This window comes from Streptomyces sp. NPDC003691 (assembly GCF_053981115.1).
Genome location: NZ_JBSFNQ010000017.1, coordinates 39,647 through 54,941 on the forward strand (window position 1 = coordinate 39,647; position 15,295 = coordinate 54,941).

Consider the following 15,295-nt stretch of genomic DNA (forward strand, 5'->3'; position numbering starts at 1 on the left):
GGAGCGGACCGCGTTCTACCGACGGCCCGCTCCGGTCCGGATCCGGCTCAGAAGATGTCGGGGCACCACGGCCGCCGGGCCGTCCGGAAGATCCGGTCCGCCAGCGCCGCGGCCCCCGCCCGCTCCTCGCGCACCGCCCCCAGGTCGGCCAGCCGCAGCGGGGAGGCGTCGCCCAGATAGCAGGCGCCCAGCTCCCGTACGTCCAGCGTCAGCTCGGCCGGGGCGTCCGTCGGCACGCAGCGTGCGCCCTCCGGCCCCGCCTCCAGCCGGTACCGGCCCCCGGCCAGGCCCAGCTCGTCCTGTACGCCGAGGACGAGCGTGCCCTCGCCCTCGTACGTCCGCGCCTCCAGCGCCCGGACGACATCGAGGATCCGCACCCACAAATAGTCCGTGTCCACCAGGATCCGGGCGGCGCGCGGATCCGGGAGCAGGTCCGGCAGGATGCTGTCGGGGGCGCGCTCGCCACTGCGGACCCGGCTCGCCCAGTCGAGGGAGCAGACGTACTCCCAGAGCGCCCGCTCCGCCGCCGGGGAGACGGTGAACAACTGCTCGACCGTGACCGTGCCGTCGGGCTGCTTGCCGTCGTGCCACTTCTGGTCCGACTTGTACGCGATCAGCCCCTCCAGCTCGCCCGCCGCCGAACGGTAGGCGGCCCAGAAGGGCTCCTTCCACTCCCGGCTGGGAACCGTGATCCGGCCCGTCTCCAGATCCCACCAGCGGTCGCAGCGGGATACCGCGCCCGGCTGCCGGGCGAAGAAGCGGGCATGCAGCTCGGGGCCGATCTTGCGGATCTCGTCGAGCGGGACCAGATCGACCCGGCCGCCGTCGCGCGGCCCGGACCACCCGCGGTCGGCGCCGGTACGGGACAGGTCGACGGACCAGGCGGCCGCGCGGGACGCCGGGCCGAAGCCGAACCGGCCGTAGATCGGGTACTCGGCGGAGATCAGGGTGGAGAGCGCGTACCCCCGCTCCTTCGCGGCCGCCAGGTCCGCGGTCATCATCCGGCTGAGCAGTCCCCGGCGGCGGTGGGTCGCGGAGACGGTGACATTGGTGACCGCGCTGGTGTCCAGCGCCCCGCCGCCGGGCAGCGAGAGCCGCTGGTGGAAGGTGCGGTACGTGGCGACGCAGCGGCCGTCGTCATAGGCGCCCAGCGCACGGTCCGGGTCGATACCGCCCCGGCGGCCCTCGATCTCGGCCTCCGTCACGGACGGCGTATTCAGGAAACCGGTGCTCATGGCCCGCAGCCAGTCGGGGATACCGGCCTCGGTGAGGGGCCGGATCTCCACCTCGGTGCGGGCGCCGTCACGGGCCTCGGAGCGGGATTCGGAGCGGGCGTCGGTGCTGGATTCGGTGCGGGATTCGGTAACCGGGACTGCGGCGGCGGAGTCGGAGGTCATCCCTTCACGCTAGGCAGCCCGGTTCAGAAAGTCGCCCGAATTTCCCCGACCTCGGCGCCACCGCCCAGCAGCGGCGCCCGGCGGATCCGCGCCACCACCGGGTCGACCACGCCCATCAGCTCCAGCGCCCGCCCCAGCACCGGCCCCAGGGCCCGGGCCGCGCCGTCCTCGATCTTGAAGGCGAGGGCCCGGCCGTCGGCGAGGGCGACCGCCTGGACCGCCTCGGCACCCATCTTCGACAGCGCGCCCGGCACCTCCCGCATCAGCCAGGTATCGGCCCGGCGGGTGCCCGCGACGTACTCGGGGTGGGCCCGCATGGCGTCCGCGACCCGGCGCCCGGCCGTGCCCTCGTCCGCCGTGACCAGCGAGCGGAAGGAACGGGCCAGACCGGTCAGGCTGACCGCCATCAGGGGCGCCCCGCAGCCGTCGGTGCCGACCGCGGCGACCGGCTCGCCCGCCGCCTCCTCCACGGCCTCGCGCACCAGGCGCTGCACCGGGTGGCCGGGGTCGAGATAGCCCGCCCGGTCCCAGCCGTTGAGGGCACAGGCCGCCAGCCAGGCGGTGTGCTTGCCGGAGCAGTTCATCGTGACCGGCTCACGGACCCCGCCGGCCGCGAGGTACGCCTCCGCCTCGGCCGGGTCCAGCGGCAGGTCGGCCGGGGTGCGCAGCTCGCCGGGCGCGATGTCGTACTCGGTCAGCATCTTCCGTACGAGGTCGAGGTGAAAGCTTTCTCCGGAGTGGCTGGCGGCGGCCAGGGCAAGCCGCTCCCCCGACAGGTCGAGCCCGGCCCGGAGGGTGGCCACGGCCTGCATGGGCTTGCCCGTCGAGCGGGGGAAGACGGGGGCGGCGACATCGCCGAGCGCCAGCTCCACACTGCCGTCGGGGGCCAGCACGACGAGCGAACCGCGGTGACGGCCCTCGGTGAACCCCGACCGGACGACTTCGGCGAGAACCGGTGCCGCGGCGGTGCCGGGGGTCCGGAGGGTGGGGGTGCTGCTCATCGCGGGGTGGCCTTCCGACGGGGTGGTGCGGGCCCGCCGCCGGAAGGATCGCCTCAGGTCAGCAGGTCGTCTACTTGTGCTTCGCCTTCACGGTACCTGCGTGCGATCTCGGCGCTGCAATCGTCGGCTGTACGTTGCAACAGTTGCCGCCGCCGGGAGACCCGCTGCTCGTAGCGGACCAGCCGGCCCATGGCGGCGTGCAGCTCGTCGTCGGTACGGGCCTGGAGGTCGGACAGCTCCACGTCCCCGAGCATGTCGGCGGCCAGCCGGCCGTACTTCTCGCTGTGCGGCGGGGCGACCGTCACATGGCGGGCGGAGGTGCGGTGGCTGGAGGGGGCGTCGGTGAGGATCTCGGAGAGCCGGTCCACGACGGAGGCCGTGACGGACACCGGAGCCGGAGCCGGGGCAGCGGCGGTGGACGGCGCCGGGACGGCCGCGGGGGGTACGGACGCCGAGCCCGTGGCCGCCGCGGTGGCGGCGGCCGGCCCGGTGGCCTCCGGGCCCGCCCCGACGGCCGGGGCCCTACCCGGGACGGCGCCGCCTGGCGTACCCGGACCGGGGGAACCCTCCGCATCCGGGCCCGGCGTCCGGCTACCGGTGCCGCGCCGGGCCAGCTCCGCCCGGAGGATGTCGATCCGCCCCTGGAGCAGCCGCCGCACATAGCTGAGGTCGGCCTCGTCCTGCTGTGCGCCGCGCCGCAGGGTCCGCAGCTCGGGCAGGTGCAGCGAGGGCAGCTCGTACCGCGGCGGGTCGGGGAAGTGATCGGCCGCCCGGCACTCCCGGTCCCGCTGCTGGGGCGGCCGGGCGGAGGCGGCGGGACCGACGGAACCGCCGGGACCTCCCGGACGGCCCGCGGAATCGCCGGGATCCCCCGGTCCCGCCGAATCCCCGGAAGGTCCGCAAGGTCCGGAATCCCCGGCGTCCCCGGAATCCGTGCCGGCCGCGGGGTCGGAGGTGGCCGTCGTGTGCCCGGTACCCGAAGTGCTCATGTCCTACGTCCGTCCCCTCGACCGGCGCGGGGGTCTTCCCCGGGCCCCGGAGTCCGGGGCCGGGCCGGGGGCGCGCCGCCTTGGTGCATCGTGCCATTGGGGAACCGTCCCACGCAGGCGCTCTGCACCCGTTCAGCCCCGATAGGTTGGGCTGTATGCGTGCAGTGGTACAGCGGGTCGACGGCGCGAGCGTCGCCGTGACGGACGAGTCGGGCACCCGGACGGTCGGGGAGATCAGCGGCGAGGGGCTCTGCGTCCTGGTGGGCGTCACCCACGAGGACACCCCGGAACAGGCGGAGCGGCTGGCCCGCAAGCTCTGGTCGCTGCGGATCCTGGAGGACGAGAAGTCGTGCTCCGACGTGGGTGCGCCACTGCTGGTGATCTCCCAGTTCACCCTCTACGGCGACGCCCGCAAGGGCCGCCGCCCGACCTGGAACGCGGCCGCGCCGGGCCCGGTCGCCGAACCCCTCGTCGACGCGGTGGTGGCCGCGCTGCGGGCCCTGGGCGCGAAGGTGGAGACGGGCAGGTTCGGCGCGAGCATGCGGGTGTCGCTGACGAACCAGGGCCCGTTCACGGTGCTGCTGGAGGTCTGAGGGCCTGCCGGGCCGGAAGGCCGGGGGCCTGGGGAGCCGTACGGTCCGGGGCCCGGCAGCCTGGGGAGCCGTACGGTCCGGCAGCCGTTGTACGCCGCCGGGCGCGCGGCCCCCGGCGGCGTACGCCCCGGCCCGCGGGGCTCCGCCCTACGGCTCGACCACCGTCTCCTGTGCCGCGGCCGTGTTCCCCGCCATCAGCTCCGCGTCCACCGGAACGTTCCGCTTCACCAGGGCCAGCGCGATCGGCCCCAGCTCGTAGTGGCGGGCGGAGCTGGTGACGAAGCCCAGCTGGCGGCCGCCGTCGCCGTCCTTGGCCAGCCTGACCGGGGTGCCGGGGCCCGGCAGGTGCACCTCGCTGCCGTCCAGGTGGAGGAAGACCAGCCGCCGCGGCGGCTTGCCCAGGTTCTGTACCCGGGCGACGGTCTCCTGGCCGCGGTAGCAGCCCTTCTGGAGGTGGACGGCCGTGCCGATCAGGCCCAGCTCGTGGGGAATGGTCCGGTGGTCGGTCTCGAAGCCGACCCGGGGCCGGTGCGCCTCGATGCGCAGCGCCTCGTACGCCAGCATTCCGGCGAGCGGCCCGTGCTCGGCCGCGTACGCCTCCAGCGCGGCCCGCGGCAGGAACAGGTCACGGCCGTACGGGGTCTCGCGGACGACCGTGCCGTCGGGGGCGGGCGCGACGGAGCCGGCGGGCAGGTGCACCACCGCGAACTCGTCGGTCCGGTCGGCGATCTCCACCCGGTAGAAGAAGATCATCGACTGCAGATAGGCGGTCAGCTCGCCCCGGGCGCCGGGCTCCGTGTGGATCCAGACGGTCTCCCCGTCGTCGACGAGGGAGAGACCGTGCTCGATATGCCCGTTCGAGGAGAGGATCAGCGCCTCGGTGGCCTGTCCGGGGGGCAGGTCGGTGACGTGCTGGGTGATCAGCAGGTGCAGCCAGCTCAGCCGGTCGGCGCCGGTCACGGTGATCACTCCGCGGTGGGAGAGGTCGACCAGGCCCGATCCGTCGGCGAGGGCCGCCTGCTCGCGGAAGATATCGCCGTAGTGGGCGGCCACACCTTCGTCGGCACCTTCGGCGGGGACGGCGCCGGGGCGGGACAGCAGGGGGCTGCGGGGAGCCTTCGGGGTCTTCACATCGGAAACGTCGGCCATGGGGAAAGCCTACGACTCTGCCGCGGACCCCTCGGCGGCGGCCGATCCACCCGGTCCGCCCGATCCGCCCGGTCCGTCGTCGGCGGCCGATCCGTCCGCGTCCGGCGCCGGGCAGTTCTCACAGCGGCCGAAGATCGCGAAGTGCTTCATATCGGTGTCGAAGCCGAAGGTCCGCCGGAGCGTCTCGGTGAAGTCGGCGGCGATGCCGACCTCGGCCTCGATGACGCGTGAGCAGTCCCGGCAGACCAGATGGAGATGGTGGTGCCGGTCGGCCAGATGGTAGGTCGGGGCGCCGTGGCCGAGATGGGCGTGCGAGACCAGCCCCAGCTCCTCCAGCAGCTCCAGCGTCCGGTAGACGGTGGAGATGTTCACCCCGGACGCCGTCCTGCGCACCTCGCACAGGATGTCGTCCGGAGTGGCGTGCTCCAGAGTGTCGACGGCCTCCAGCACGAGCTGCCGCTGCGGGGTCAGCCGGTAGCCGCGCTTGCGCAGGTCGCTCTGCCAGTCGGTGGTCACCACGCTCCCAGTGTAGGGAGTGCCGGGCGAATGGCGGGGGCCCGGAACGCGCCCCCGCACGGGACGGCCTACTTGAAGAAGGCGATTCCGTCGTCGGGCAGGTCACCCAGGTCCTTCGCCCACTCGGCGACCTCTTCGGGCGTGACGGTCTTCTTCAGATGCGCCGACATGTACGGCCGCAGCGGGACCTCCGGGGTGGCCTTCTCGCCCACCCACATCAGATCGCTCTTCACATAGCCGTAGAGCCGCTTGCCACCGCTGTACGGGCCGGAGGCGGCGGTCCGGGCGACGGCGTCCGTCGCCAGGTCGATCTGCGGCTTCTTGTCGGCCAGCTCGCCGTACCAGATCTCGACGATGCCCTGGTCGCGGACCATGACGACCTCGACCTTGCGGTCCTTGTCGATCCGCCAGTAGCCGTGCTCGCTCTCCAGCGGGCGGACCTTGTTGCCCTCGGCGTCCAGGACCCAGCTGTGCGAGGAGTACTCCAGCACGTCACGGCCGTCGTGGGAGAAGGTGACGGACTGGCCGAAGTTGCACTTCTCGGCGCCCGGGAAGTCGGAGACGCCCGCGCCCTCCCAGGTGCCGAGGAGGAAGGCCAGGGGGACGAGGTCCGGGTGAAGGTCGGACGGGATCTCGATCATGAGCTGATTTCCGTGGTGGGAGCAGGGGTTCCGGACGGGCGGGGATTGGTCAGCGCTGACCCTGGTAGAGCTTCTTCACGGCCAGTACGGCGAAGGCGGTGACGCCGATGCAGACCAGGACCAGAAGGGCCTCGAAGAATGCCTCAAGCACGGAGTGCTCCTTGTTCAGGTGCGAAGGAAACAGCGGACCTACCGGGCCCCAGCCTAATGGGTGGGGCCCGGACCGGCCGTGTGCGGGGCCGCCGGGCCGGGTGCGGGGCCGCCGGGGGGACGGCGTATCCCGTCAGCTCAGCAGCTGGGCCTGGAGCGCCACGGTCTGGTGGAACGGCACGGCGGCCGCCTCGCGCTTGCCGTTCCCCCGGCCCTTCCCTTCGTGGACGACCACGGCGATGGTGTCGCCCGCCAGGATGTAGCCCTGCCGGATCCGGCTGGGCCCCGGGCCCGTCGCCTCCCGGTACAGACTCGACGTGACCTCGGACGACCCGCCGGTGAGGTCCCACTCCTCGTCCGGCTCGAAGGCGTGGCCGCCGTCGAGCGCGGCCCCGGGCTCCTGGTTTCCGTCGGTGTCGAGGGTTGCGTAGTTGAACAGGTTGGCCGCCGGTGCCGAATCGAATCGCAGCAGGTAGACCCGGGACTCGGTGCCGTCCGGCATGGTCCACGCACGGGCGGCGACATGGCGGAGGCCGTAGTCGGCGAGGTCGCTTTCGATCCCGGCGCGGTGGTCCTCGGCGTACTCGGCCGCGAATCGCCGCGGAGTCGTCCAGCCCCCGGCCCGCTCCGTGTCCTGCCGGGCGCCCTCCGGCGCGGGCAGCAGCAGCCGGCGCAGATCGGCGTGGTGGATGCCGTCGGTGTTCTGCTTGCTGAAGGGGCGGGGGGTGCCCTTGGGAAGCGCGGGGAGCGACAGCCGGGGATAGTCCCAGCGGCCGTCGTCCTCCGTCGTGAGGCCGGGTACGTCACCGCGGTCCAGGGCCGTGATGCCGTACGCCGTCCCGGCTCCGAACCCCAGACAGACGGTGACGGCAGCGCTCCAGCGGGCGACGGCACGGAGCACCGGCCGGTCGCGGTGGGCGGCACCGGCTGCCTCCGGGGCGGACCCGGCCGGGTCCTCCGGCACGGGTTCGGCAGGGTGCTCCACGGCGGGCCGCGCATCCGGCTCCACCCGGGGCCCGGGCTCCGGCCTGTGCTCCGGCTCCGGCTCCGACTCCGGCCGCGGTTCGGGATCCGGCTCCCGCTCCGGCCCGTGCCCGGGCAGCGGCTCCTGCTCCTGCTCCTGCTCGGGCAGCGGCTCCGGTCGCGGCTGTGACCCGGTCATACGTACTCCCCCGGTGAGGCGATGTGGTCGAGCTGCTTCTTCACGAATCCGGCGACGGTGGCGGCGGAGAGGCTCCCGTCGCCGGTGAAGCGCACCATGACGAAGACCCCGGCGACATGCGCGGAACAGTCGTATCTGAAGAGTCCGTACCCGCTGTCCGGCTCCTCGGGGAGGTCCTGGAAGCAGGCGGCTTCCCGGTGCCCCTCGATCCCGGGACCCTTGTCCACCCCCAGGAGCTCCTTCAGCCCGGCGTAGGACGCGTGCATGCCGCGAGCGTCTTCCTTGTTCTTCATACGGGCGATCTGCACCTCGGTCAGATACAGGCCGACCTGGTTCTCCACATAGGTGCGCCAGGCCATCCCCTGCAGCCCCGCCCGCTCGACCGTGCGGTCGAACCTGCGGCGTTCGGCGCCCGTCAGCCCTTCTCCCCGGTCCTTCATCAGACGCTCGGCCTGCCGTGCGTCGAATTCACCGTCGTTGCCCCCGTAGGGCGTCATATCCGGGCCCAGGGTCTGGGTGTCGGGGACCGGCAGCAGCAGTCTGCCGAGCGGGGTGTCGCTACGGCCCCGGTCCAGGTCGCCCGCCGGATCGTCACCCGGCTCGGCCGGTGCCCCGCCCCAGATCACGGTCGGCGCGGTACGGTCCGCTCCACCGACGGCGTCCGCGGTGTACGCCGCTCCGGCGCCGGTCGCCAACAGGGCGACGGCGACGGATATCGCGGTTCCCGTCGATACGCGTCTCACAGCCGCTCCAACTGTCGTTCGGCCAGCACCCGGATGTCCTGCGCGGTGACGGGCCCGGTGTCCCGGATGGTGATGTCGGCGGTGATATCGCCCCGGCGGACGACCGCCCGCCCCTGATACCGCTCCTCGTAACCGGGATCCGGATCCAGCAGGTAGTAGCGCCCGTTACCGCTGCCGGGGAGGGGGTCTCCACCGTCGAGGACACCGTCACCGCCCAGGTACTCGTGCCGCGTCTCGGCGAAGACCCCGGCACCTTCACTGGCCCGGAACTGGATCAGCCGGATCTCGTACGTACGGTCGCCCTGCTCCCACGACGCGCCTGCGATCCGCCGGATCCCCCGCTCCATCAGCTGGTACAGCATGTACTGGGAGTTGTCGTGCTCCCTCAGGTAGGCCGGGATGTCCAGCCAGCCGTCGTCCGACGGCGCCGACAAGGCGTCCCTCGCCCCGGCGGGCCGGGGCAGCAGCAGTCTGCGCAGATCGCCGTTGACCTTGACACCCCGGTCCTCGGCGGCCGAGAGCACCGGAAGCCGCTCCCCGTCGGGCAGTGGCTTTGCCGGGTACGCCAGGCCCGGCCGGCTCAGCGGTGGCAGCGGGTCGGGTTTCCGGTCGGCCTGAATGCCGTACCCGACGGCGGTTCCGGCACTGATGCCGATCACGGCGGCGACGGCCAGCAACCGGGCGGTCGCACCGAGCCGCGGCCGGCCGCGGGTGTCCGCCGCCGCGGGCGGGTCCGGATCCGCGGGTGCGGAAGTCGGTACGGCGGGCAGCGCGCGCCCGTCGCCCCTGGGCTGTTTCTCCACGTTGAGGCCCCCCTGAGACCTGAGAACACGGCCTCGTACGCCGGGCCGCGCAGATCAGACAGATAGCGGAGAGCGGGAGTTGTCCGCATCCGGATTACAGTTCGGGCATGGCCAACAAGCTCGTGATCAAGGTGACCGCCGGGGCCGATGCGCCGGAGCGGTGTTCGCAGGCGTTCACCGTCGCCTCCGTAGCCGCCGCCAGCGGGGTCGAGGTGTCCCTCTGGCTGACCGGCGAATCGTCGTGGTTCGCGCTGCCCGGGCGGGCCGCCGAGTTCGAGCTGCCGCATGCCGCGCCGCTGCCCGATCTGATCGAGGCGGTGCTGGCGTCCGGGAGCGTCACGCTGTGCACCCAGTGCGCGGCCCGGCGGGAGATCACGGCGGCGGACGTGCTGGAGGGCGTACGGATCGCGGGGGCGCAGGTCTTCGTACAGGAGGCGATGGGGGACGGCGTACAGGCGCTCGTCTACTGATCGCGCCCCGGGCGCGGAGGGGCGCGCGGGACGGGCCCGAGACCCGGAGGGGCGCCGGCCGGTCCGCTACGGCAGGCCGTCACGGCCCTCGCGGTCGTCCCGGTCGGGGCCGCGGTCCCGGTCGGGGCGTTCGGGCCGGCCCGGGCGGCGTTTGCCGTCCAGTTCGTCCCACCACTCGTCGGACTGCGGATCCCCGGTGGGGTCGTCCCACCAGCGGTCGTCGGGGCCCCGGCGGTTGGCGATCATCGCGGCGACCGGCGGGATCACCATGGCCACCAGGCACATGGCGACGGCGGCCGGCAGCGACCAGAGGCGTACGAAGGCCCAGGCGGATACGAAAAGTACGAGGCACCCGCCCATGAGCAGGAAATAGGCACGTCGCCGCCGCGCGTACATATGTCCAGGGTACGGCCGGCGGGCCGGGAACGACCGGAGGGCCGCACCCCGGACCAGTGGCGTCCAACCCCCGGGATGCGGCCCTCCGGCCCGCTCGGTTCCGTACTCGCGCGGTGTTCGGCCGCGCCGTACGGAGGGCGGCGGCGCGGACCGTGCCGCGCCCCGCCCGTCCGCTCGTGTCAGACCGCGATCGCGACCTCGGCGAGCCCGCCGTGCTGGGCGACGACCGTACGGTCCGCGGTGCCGCCGGGCACCAGCGCGCGCAGGGTCCAGGTGCCCTCCGCGGCGTAGAACCGGAACTGGCCGGTGGCCGAGGTCGGCACCTCGGCGGTGAACTCACCGGTCGAGTCCAGCAGCCGGACGTAGCCGGTCACGGGCTCGCCGTCACGGGTCACCTGGCCCTGGATGGTGGTCTCGCCGGGCTTGATCGTCGAGGCGTCGGGGCCTCCGGCCTTCGCTCCACACATACTGCTTCTCCTACTGCTGCTGCTTGCCGGGGTCGGATCCAGAGGTGTTACTTGGCGGCGCCGAGCTCGATCGGCACGCCGACGAGGGAGCCGTACTCGGTCCACGAACCGTCGTAGTTCTTGACGTTCTCCACACCGAGCAGCTCGTGCAGGACGAACCAGGTCAGGGCGGAGCGCTCGCCGATACGGCAGTACGCGATGGTGTCCGTCGCCAGATCGACCTGCTCGTCGGTGTAGAGCGCGGTCAGCTCTGCGTCCGACTTGAACGTGCCGTCGTCGTTGGCGTTCTTGGACCACGGGATGTTGCGGGCGCTGGGCACGTGGCCGGGGCGCTGCGACTGCTCCTGCGGCAGGTGGGCCGGGGCGAGCAGCTTGCCGCTGAACTCGTCGGGGGAGCGCACGTCGACCAGGTTCTGGGTGCCGATCGCGGCGACGACGTCGTCACGGAAGGCGCGGATCGACAGGTTCTGCGCGGTGGCCTTGTACTCGGTGGCGGCGCGCTCGGGCACCTGGGAGCCGTCGACCAGGTCGCGGGAGTCCAGCTCCCACTTCTTGCGGCCGCCGTCGAGGAGCTTGACGTCCTGGTGACCGTAGAGCTTGAAGTACCAGTAGGCGTAGGAGGCGAACCAGTTGTTGTTGCCGCCGTAGAGGACCACGGTGGTGTCGTTCGCGATGCCCTTCGCCGAGAGGAGCTTCTCGAAGCCCTCCTGGTCGATGAAGTCGCGGCGGACCGGGTCCTGGAGGTCCTTGGTCCAGTCGATCCGGATCGCGTTCTTGATGTGGTTCTTGTCGTACGCCGACGTGTCCTCGTCGACCTCCACGATCGCGACCTTCGGGTCGTCGATGTGGGCCTCGACCCAGTCGGCGTCTACGAGGACGTCGCTGCGGCTCATGTTCCTTCTCCTCCGGGGCAGTTACGGCGGCATCGTGCCTGGGGACGGTCCGGGCGGCGCGCCGCTTGCGGTGCGGAGCCGGGCCTGTGTGCTGTTGCTGGAGTGCGACTGTGCGGTGCGGCGTGCGGACGACGAGCGGCGGCGGCCTGCGGCCCCGGCCGGGTTCGGACGGTGTGGCGACACGGACGACGGACGCGGGCACGGGTGCCGCACAGTCTGCGGCGGCCCTGATCAGCGGTTCAGCGGTCGAAGGGCCAGGGGTGACGGGAGTCGGCTCCCGCTCAGACGGCGCGACAGAGCATGGCGGCGACGCGGCACAGGTCTACTGCCCGCCGCTTCGTGAGATCCGCCTGTCGCTGCTTCATGCGTCCGATCGTAGGGACGGTTCGGGCACACTGTCACCGTTGTGTCGAATATTGAGACTCGATCGTCCGCTATACGAAACGATCGAGGGTCGAACAAGGTCGCGAGGGTGCCACTGACGCCACCGCCGCCACACCCTTCTGACCCGTGGACAGCACCGTCTCAGCATGCGGCCGTGCGGCAGAAATAAAGTGGAGTGGACGTTCTATCCAGTCCGGGTAGATTGGGACGAATGAAGACCAGGGCACGGCACCACGCGACCACCACCCAGTCCGCCGGAGCCCCGGCGGAGCAGCCCGCGGAGGTCCCCGGCACCCGGGAGCGCATCATCCGCGCCGCGTCCGCGCTGATGCAGCGCCAGGGGTACGACGCCACCGCCATCAAGCAGATCTCCCAGGAGGCGGACGCCACCCTGGGCTCCGTCTACCACTTCTTCCCCGGCGGCAAGCAGGAGCTGGCGGTCGCCGCGGTCCACCGCGGCGACGAGGAGTTCAGCGGGATCCTCCGGGAGATCCTGGACGCCGAACCCGACCCGGCGAAGGCGATCACCGCCCTCACCGACAGCCTCGCCGACGGGCTGCGGGACTCCGACTGGGCCGACGGCTGCCCGGTGACGGCGACCGCGCTGGGGACGGCCGGGCGCCTCCCCGACATCCAGCGCGCCGCGGCCGCCGCCTTCGACCGCTGGCAGGAGCTGGTACGGGAGAAGCTCGCCGCGTCCGGCGTGCCCGAGGGCGAGGCCGCCGACCTGGCCTGCACGATCGTCAGCACCCTGGAGGGCGCCGAACTGGCCGCGCAGGTCGCCCGCGACGACCGGCCGCTGCGGCTGGCGGGCACGCATCTGGCGCGGCTCGTCGCGCTCTCGGTGCGGGTATAGGGATTGTGGCGGGTGCGGGGATTGCGGCGGCCGGCCGGTCGGCCCGCCCGGAGCAGCCCGGGGGCGGGCACGGCGCAGGGGCGGGCACGCGTGGCGGCGCGGCGGCGGGCCCGGCGCGAGGGTAGGAACGGTGCACGGGCGGCGGGCGGCGGGCGGCGGGCGGCGGGCGGCGGGTCAGCCGACCAGGGAGACGCCCTTGCCGGTCCCGGAGAACTTCAGCCCGCCCTCCTCCGCGGTGACCCGGTCCAGGGTCACCGGCTTCGGCAGGCCGTCCAGCTTCAGCTCGTAGTCGAGGACGTCCCGGAGCATCCCTTCGAGCCCCGGCACCGCGAGGCCGGGCAGCGCCTCGGCCTTGAGCCGTAGCGTCCCGCCCTCGCGCAGCTCCACCGAGCTGTAGACGGTGACATCGCGCTTCAGCAGGGACTCGAACCGGCCGGGGTCCTTGCCCGCGTTCTTCAGCAGGTCCAGCAGCGAGCCGGTGACCTTCACCTGGCCCTTGGCCGCCCGCTCCGGGCCCGCGTAACCGACGGTGGCGCCCTGGGGCGCGGCCCTGCTGAGGTCGGAGTACGAGACCCGCCCCGACCCGTCGGCCGTGCCCGCCACGGCCGACGAGAAATCACTGTTGATCTTCACATCGCTGAGTTCGGCCCGGACCTCGGTGATACTCACCGGGCGGCCGTCGGCGGTGGCCGTGACGCCCTTCAGGCTGACGTCGACCCCGTCCAGTTCCTTGCTGAAGACCTGCGTCAGAAAGGGGAAGCCCTTGATGGCGACATCGGGTGTGCCGGCCAGCCCCTGACTGGCCCTCACCCGGTCCGCGACCTCCGACTCGGCCATGTTCACGGCAACCCGGTCGGCGGCGACGAACAGGCCGCCGAAGACGACCGCGGTGATCAGGGATATTCGCAGCGCGCGCACGTCCGGTGCCCCCTTCTCGTACGGACGGCCCCGGGGAGCCGGGGCCTGTCAGTCAACGACGTACGGCCGGGAGCGATGGTTCCGGTGCGGGCGGAGGGGTGGTACGGCTCACCCCCCGCACCCGGCGGGCGGGCCGGGGGTACGGGGGGTGAGGGGGCGCGGGGCCGGTGTCCGGCGGCGGATGGGTTCCGGGCCGGGCGGGCGGCGGTCAGGCCAGGACGCGTCCGATCAGATAGACCGCGGGCGACGCCAGGGTGAGCGGCAGCGCGACCCCCGCCGTGAAGTGCACGAACCGCGACGGATAGTCGTAGCTCGCCACCCGCAGGCCCACCAGCGCGAGCCCGCCGGCCGCCAGGCCCAGCAGCGCGCCCCCGGCGCCCAGGTCCGTCAGCCCGCCGGCCGCGACGCCCGCACCGGCCGCGGCCAGCAGGGCGAGTACGACGGACGCGACGGGCGGCACCGGCAGGGCCCGGGCGACCACGGCCACCGCGACGGCAATCCCGCCGACGACGACCGCGTCGGCGGAGGCGGCCAGATGCCCGGCCGCGAGCACGGCGAACGCGGCGGCCGCGACCGTCGCCATCAGTCCGTACATCCGCTCGTCCGGCGCGGCGTGACTGCGCAGCTGGAGCACGACGGTGATCAGCACCCAGACCCCGAGGGTCCCGAGGATCGCGGCCGGTCCGTGCTCCCGGCCCACGGCCAGCAGGACGGCGTCGGCGGCGAGGCCGCCGGCGAAGGCGAGGGCGATGCCCTGGCGGGCGGGCCACATGCCGTTGAGCCGGAACCAACCCGCGGCGGTGACCGCCTGGAGCAGCACCAGCGGTACGAGCAGTCCGTACGGGCCGAGGGCCGCGCCCCCCGCGAGCAGCAGACCGAGCAGCGCGGTCAGCCCGGCGGGCTGGATCCCGGGCGGGATGATCGGCGAACGGCCCTCGGCACGGGCGCGCTGCGCATCGGTGACGCGGGCGTTCCCGGTGGTCTTGGGCGTGCTGTAGCCGTTGCCGGGGCCGGTCGCCCCGGGTGCCGGTGCCGGGGCCGGTGCGACGGGAGGTCCCGTCACGGGCGTGATGGCCGCGGCGGGCCCGGGGCGTCGGCCCCGGCGGCCCGAGGGAGCAGGGGCCTCCGGCGGCAGGGGGTGGGCACCCGGCGCGGAGGCGGCGGGGGCGCCGTACGACGGTGTGCCCGGGGCGGCCGGGCCGCCGTACGAGGGAGCACCGGGGGCGGCCGGACCACCCGTGGAACCGGCGGGAGCCGGGGCGCCGCCGTACGAAGGCGCACCCGGAGCGGCCGGACCACCCGCAGCGCCCGCGGCAGCCGGGCCGCCATAAGAAGGCGCACCCGTGAACGGCGTGCCCTGGGCAGCCGGGCCGCCGTAGGAAGGGGTGCCCGGCGGGCCGGGGGGCGCGGGGTACGGGGAACGATTCGCCTGCCCCGGCGCGGCGCCCGGGCCGGTGGTGTACGGACCGGTGGCGTACGGGCCCGGGCCGGACGGCACCGGCGGGAGGTACGCCGTCTCGGCCGCCGCGGACGCGGGTGCGGGCGGCGGTCCGGGCGGCGCGCCGGGCCCCCGGCCCGCGGGCCCCGGCGGGACGGGCGGGAGGTACGCGGTCTCGGCAGCGGATGCGGGCGGGACGGGCGGCAGGTACGCCGTCTCCTCGGCCGCCGAAGCGGGGCCGGGGGGCACGGGCGGCAGATACGCCGTCTCCTCGGCGGCGGAGACGGGCGCCGGCGGGTAGCCGTACGAGCCCGGGGTACCGACGGCTC

At 73.5% G+C, this 15,295-nt stretch carries 18 protein-coding genes; 3 read left to right on the forward strand and 15 right to left on the reverse strand.

The window, feature by feature from the left end:
* Positions 1 to 47 precede the first annotated feature (47 nt).
* Genes ACWDR0_RS11325 through ACWDR0_RS11335 form a run of 3 tightly spaced genes read right to left on the reverse strand, consistent with a single transcriptional unit; the run spans position 48 to position 3,387 of the window.
* On the reverse strand, positions 48 to 1,397 hold the full coding sequence (locus ACWDR0_RS11325) for a GNAT family N-acetyltransferase (protein WP_456351408.1): 1,350 nt from the start codon (positions 1,395 to 1,397) through the stop codon (positions 48 to 50).
* A gap of 23 nt (positions 1,398 to 1,420) precedes the next feature.
* Complete coding sequence (locus ACWDR0_RS11330; RefSeq protein WP_456351409.1) at positions 1,421 to 2,398, reverse strand: asparaginase; 978 nt, start codon at positions 2,396 to 2,398, stop codon at positions 1,421 to 1,423.
* Between the two features lie 53 nt (positions 2,399 to 2,451).
* Positions 2,452 to 3,387: an RsiG family protein gene (locus tag ACWDR0_RS11335; protein WP_456351410.1), complete on the reverse strand. Its 936-nt coding sequence runs from the start codon at positions 3,385 to 3,387 to the stop codon at positions 2,452 to 2,454.
* Positions 3,388 to 3,542: 155 nt separating this feature from the next.
* Between ACWDR0_RS11335 and dtd the strand changes: the two genes are divergently transcribed.
* Entirely contained in the window at positions 3,543 to 3,980 is a 438-nt protein-coding gene (gene dtd / locus ACWDR0_RS11340; RefSeq protein WP_456351411.1) for a D-aminoacyl-tRNA deacylase, read from the forward strand.
* Between the two features lie 147 nt (positions 3,981 to 4,127).
* Here the strand turns inward: dtd and ygfZ are convergent, their stop codons facing one another.
* The 6 genes from ygfZ to ACWDR0_RS11370 all read right to left on the reverse strand — a co-directional run bounded on the left by ygfZ (position 4,128) and on the right by ACWDR0_RS11370 (position 9,144).
* Positions 4,128 to 5,129, reverse strand: coding sequence for a CAF17-like 4Fe-4S cluster assembly/insertion protein YgfZ (gene ygfZ / locus ACWDR0_RS11345; protein WP_456351412.1), 1,002 nt, complete (start codon positions 5,127 to 5,129; stop codon positions 4,128 to 4,130).
* Positions 5,130 to 5,138: 9 nt separating this feature from the next.
* Positions 5,139 to 5,648 (reverse strand): Fur family transcriptional regulator, encoded by a 510-nt coding sequence (locus tag ACWDR0_RS11350; RefSeq protein ID WP_456351413.1) that lies wholly within the window; start codon positions 5,646 to 5,648, stop codon positions 5,139 to 5,141.
* 65 nt (positions 5,649 to 5,713) lie between these two features.
* Positions 5,714 to 6,286, reverse strand: a complete 573-nt coding sequence (locus ACWDR0_RS11355; RefSeq protein ID WP_456351414.1) for an FABP family protein — start codon at positions 6,284 to 6,286, stop codon at positions 5,714 to 5,716.
* Positions 6,287 to 6,569: 283 nt separating this feature from the next.
* Positions 6,570 to 7,598 (reverse strand): hypothetical protein, encoded by a 1,029-nt coding sequence (locus ACWDR0_RS11360; protein ID WP_456351415.1) that lies wholly within the window; start codon positions 7,596 to 7,598, stop codon positions 6,570 to 6,572.
* Positions 7,595 to 8,341, reverse strand: coding sequence for a hypothetical protein (locus ACWDR0_RS11365; RefSeq protein WP_456351416.1), 747 nt, complete (start codon positions 8,339 to 8,341; stop codon positions 7,595 to 7,597). Before ACWDR0_RS11365 ends, ACWDR0_RS11360 begins: the two co-directional genes overlap by 4 nt.
* Complete coding sequence (locus ACWDR0_RS11370; RefSeq protein ID WP_456351417.1) at positions 8,338 to 9,144, reverse strand: hypothetical protein; 807 nt, start codon at positions 9,142 to 9,144, stop codon at positions 8,338 to 8,340. The genes ACWDR0_RS11365 and ACWDR0_RS11370 overlap by 4 nt, the downstream gene beginning before the upstream one ends.
* A 107-nt stretch (positions 9,145 to 9,251) precedes the next feature.
* On the opposite strand from ACWDR0_RS11370, the gene ACWDR0_RS11375 reads away from it, so the two are divergent.
* Positions 9,252 to 9,614 carry a DsrE family protein gene (locus tag ACWDR0_RS11375; RefSeq protein WP_456351418.1) on the forward strand — a complete coding sequence of 121 codons (363 nt, stop codon included), beginning with the start codon at positions 9,252 to 9,254 and terminating at the stop codon, positions 9,612 to 9,614.
* Between the two features lie 66 nt (positions 9,615 to 9,680).
* On the opposite strand, the gene ACWDR0_RS11380 is transcribed toward ACWDR0_RS11375, so the two are convergent.
* From ACWDR0_RS11380 to ACWDR0_RS11395, 4 genes are all read right to left on the reverse strand, one after another.
* The gene (locus ACWDR0_RS11380) at positions 9,681 to 10,010 is read right to left on the reverse strand and encodes a DUF3099 domain-containing protein (RefSeq protein ID WP_456351419.1); all 330 of its coding nucleotides are present in this window, start codon (positions 10,008 to 10,010) and stop codon (positions 9,681 to 9,683) included.
* A 179-nt stretch (positions 10,011 to 10,189) separates the two neighbouring features.
* Positions 10,190 to 10,477, reverse strand: a complete 288-nt coding sequence (locus tag ACWDR0_RS11385) for a DUF1416 domain-containing protein (RefSeq protein WP_456351420.1) — start codon at positions 10,475 to 10,477, stop codon at positions 10,190 to 10,192.
* 47 nt (positions 10,478 to 10,524) lie between these two features.
* A complete protein-coding gene (locus ACWDR0_RS11390) occupies positions 10,525 to 11,370 on the reverse strand; it encodes a sulfurtransferase (protein ID WP_456351421.1) in 846 nt (281 codons plus the stop codon).
* A 281-nt stretch (positions 11,371 to 11,651) separates the two neighbouring features.
* Complete coding sequence (locus ACWDR0_RS11395) at positions 11,652 to 11,735, reverse strand: putative leader peptide (RefSeq protein ID WP_350807544.1); 84 nt, start codon at positions 11,733 to 11,735, stop codon at positions 11,652 to 11,654.
* Between the two features lie 230 nt (positions 11,736 to 11,965).
* Here ACWDR0_RS11395 and ACWDR0_RS11400 point away from each other — a divergent pair, with 230 nt between their 5' ends.
* Positions 11,966 to 12,610, forward strand: coding sequence for a TetR/AcrR family transcriptional regulator (locus ACWDR0_RS11400; RefSeq protein ID WP_456351422.1), 645 nt, complete (start codon positions 11,966 to 11,968; stop codon positions 12,608 to 12,610).
* A 174-nt stretch (positions 12,611 to 12,784) separates the two neighbouring features.
* Here ACWDR0_RS11400 and ACWDR0_RS11405 read toward each other — a convergent pair whose 3' ends face one another.
* Positions 12,785 to 13,528, reverse strand: a complete 744-nt coding sequence (locus tag ACWDR0_RS11405) for an LmeA family phospholipid-binding protein (RefSeq protein ID WP_456351423.1) — start codon at positions 13,526 to 13,528, stop codon at positions 12,785 to 12,787.
* A gap of 208 nt (positions 13,529 to 13,736) precedes the next feature.
* Complete coding sequence (locus ACWDR0_RS11410; RefSeq protein WP_456351463.1) at positions 13,737 to 15,026, reverse strand: hypothetical protein; 1,290 nt, start codon at positions 15,024 to 15,026, stop codon at positions 13,737 to 13,739.
* Between the last annotated feature and the right edge of the window lie 269 nt (positions 15,027 to 15,295).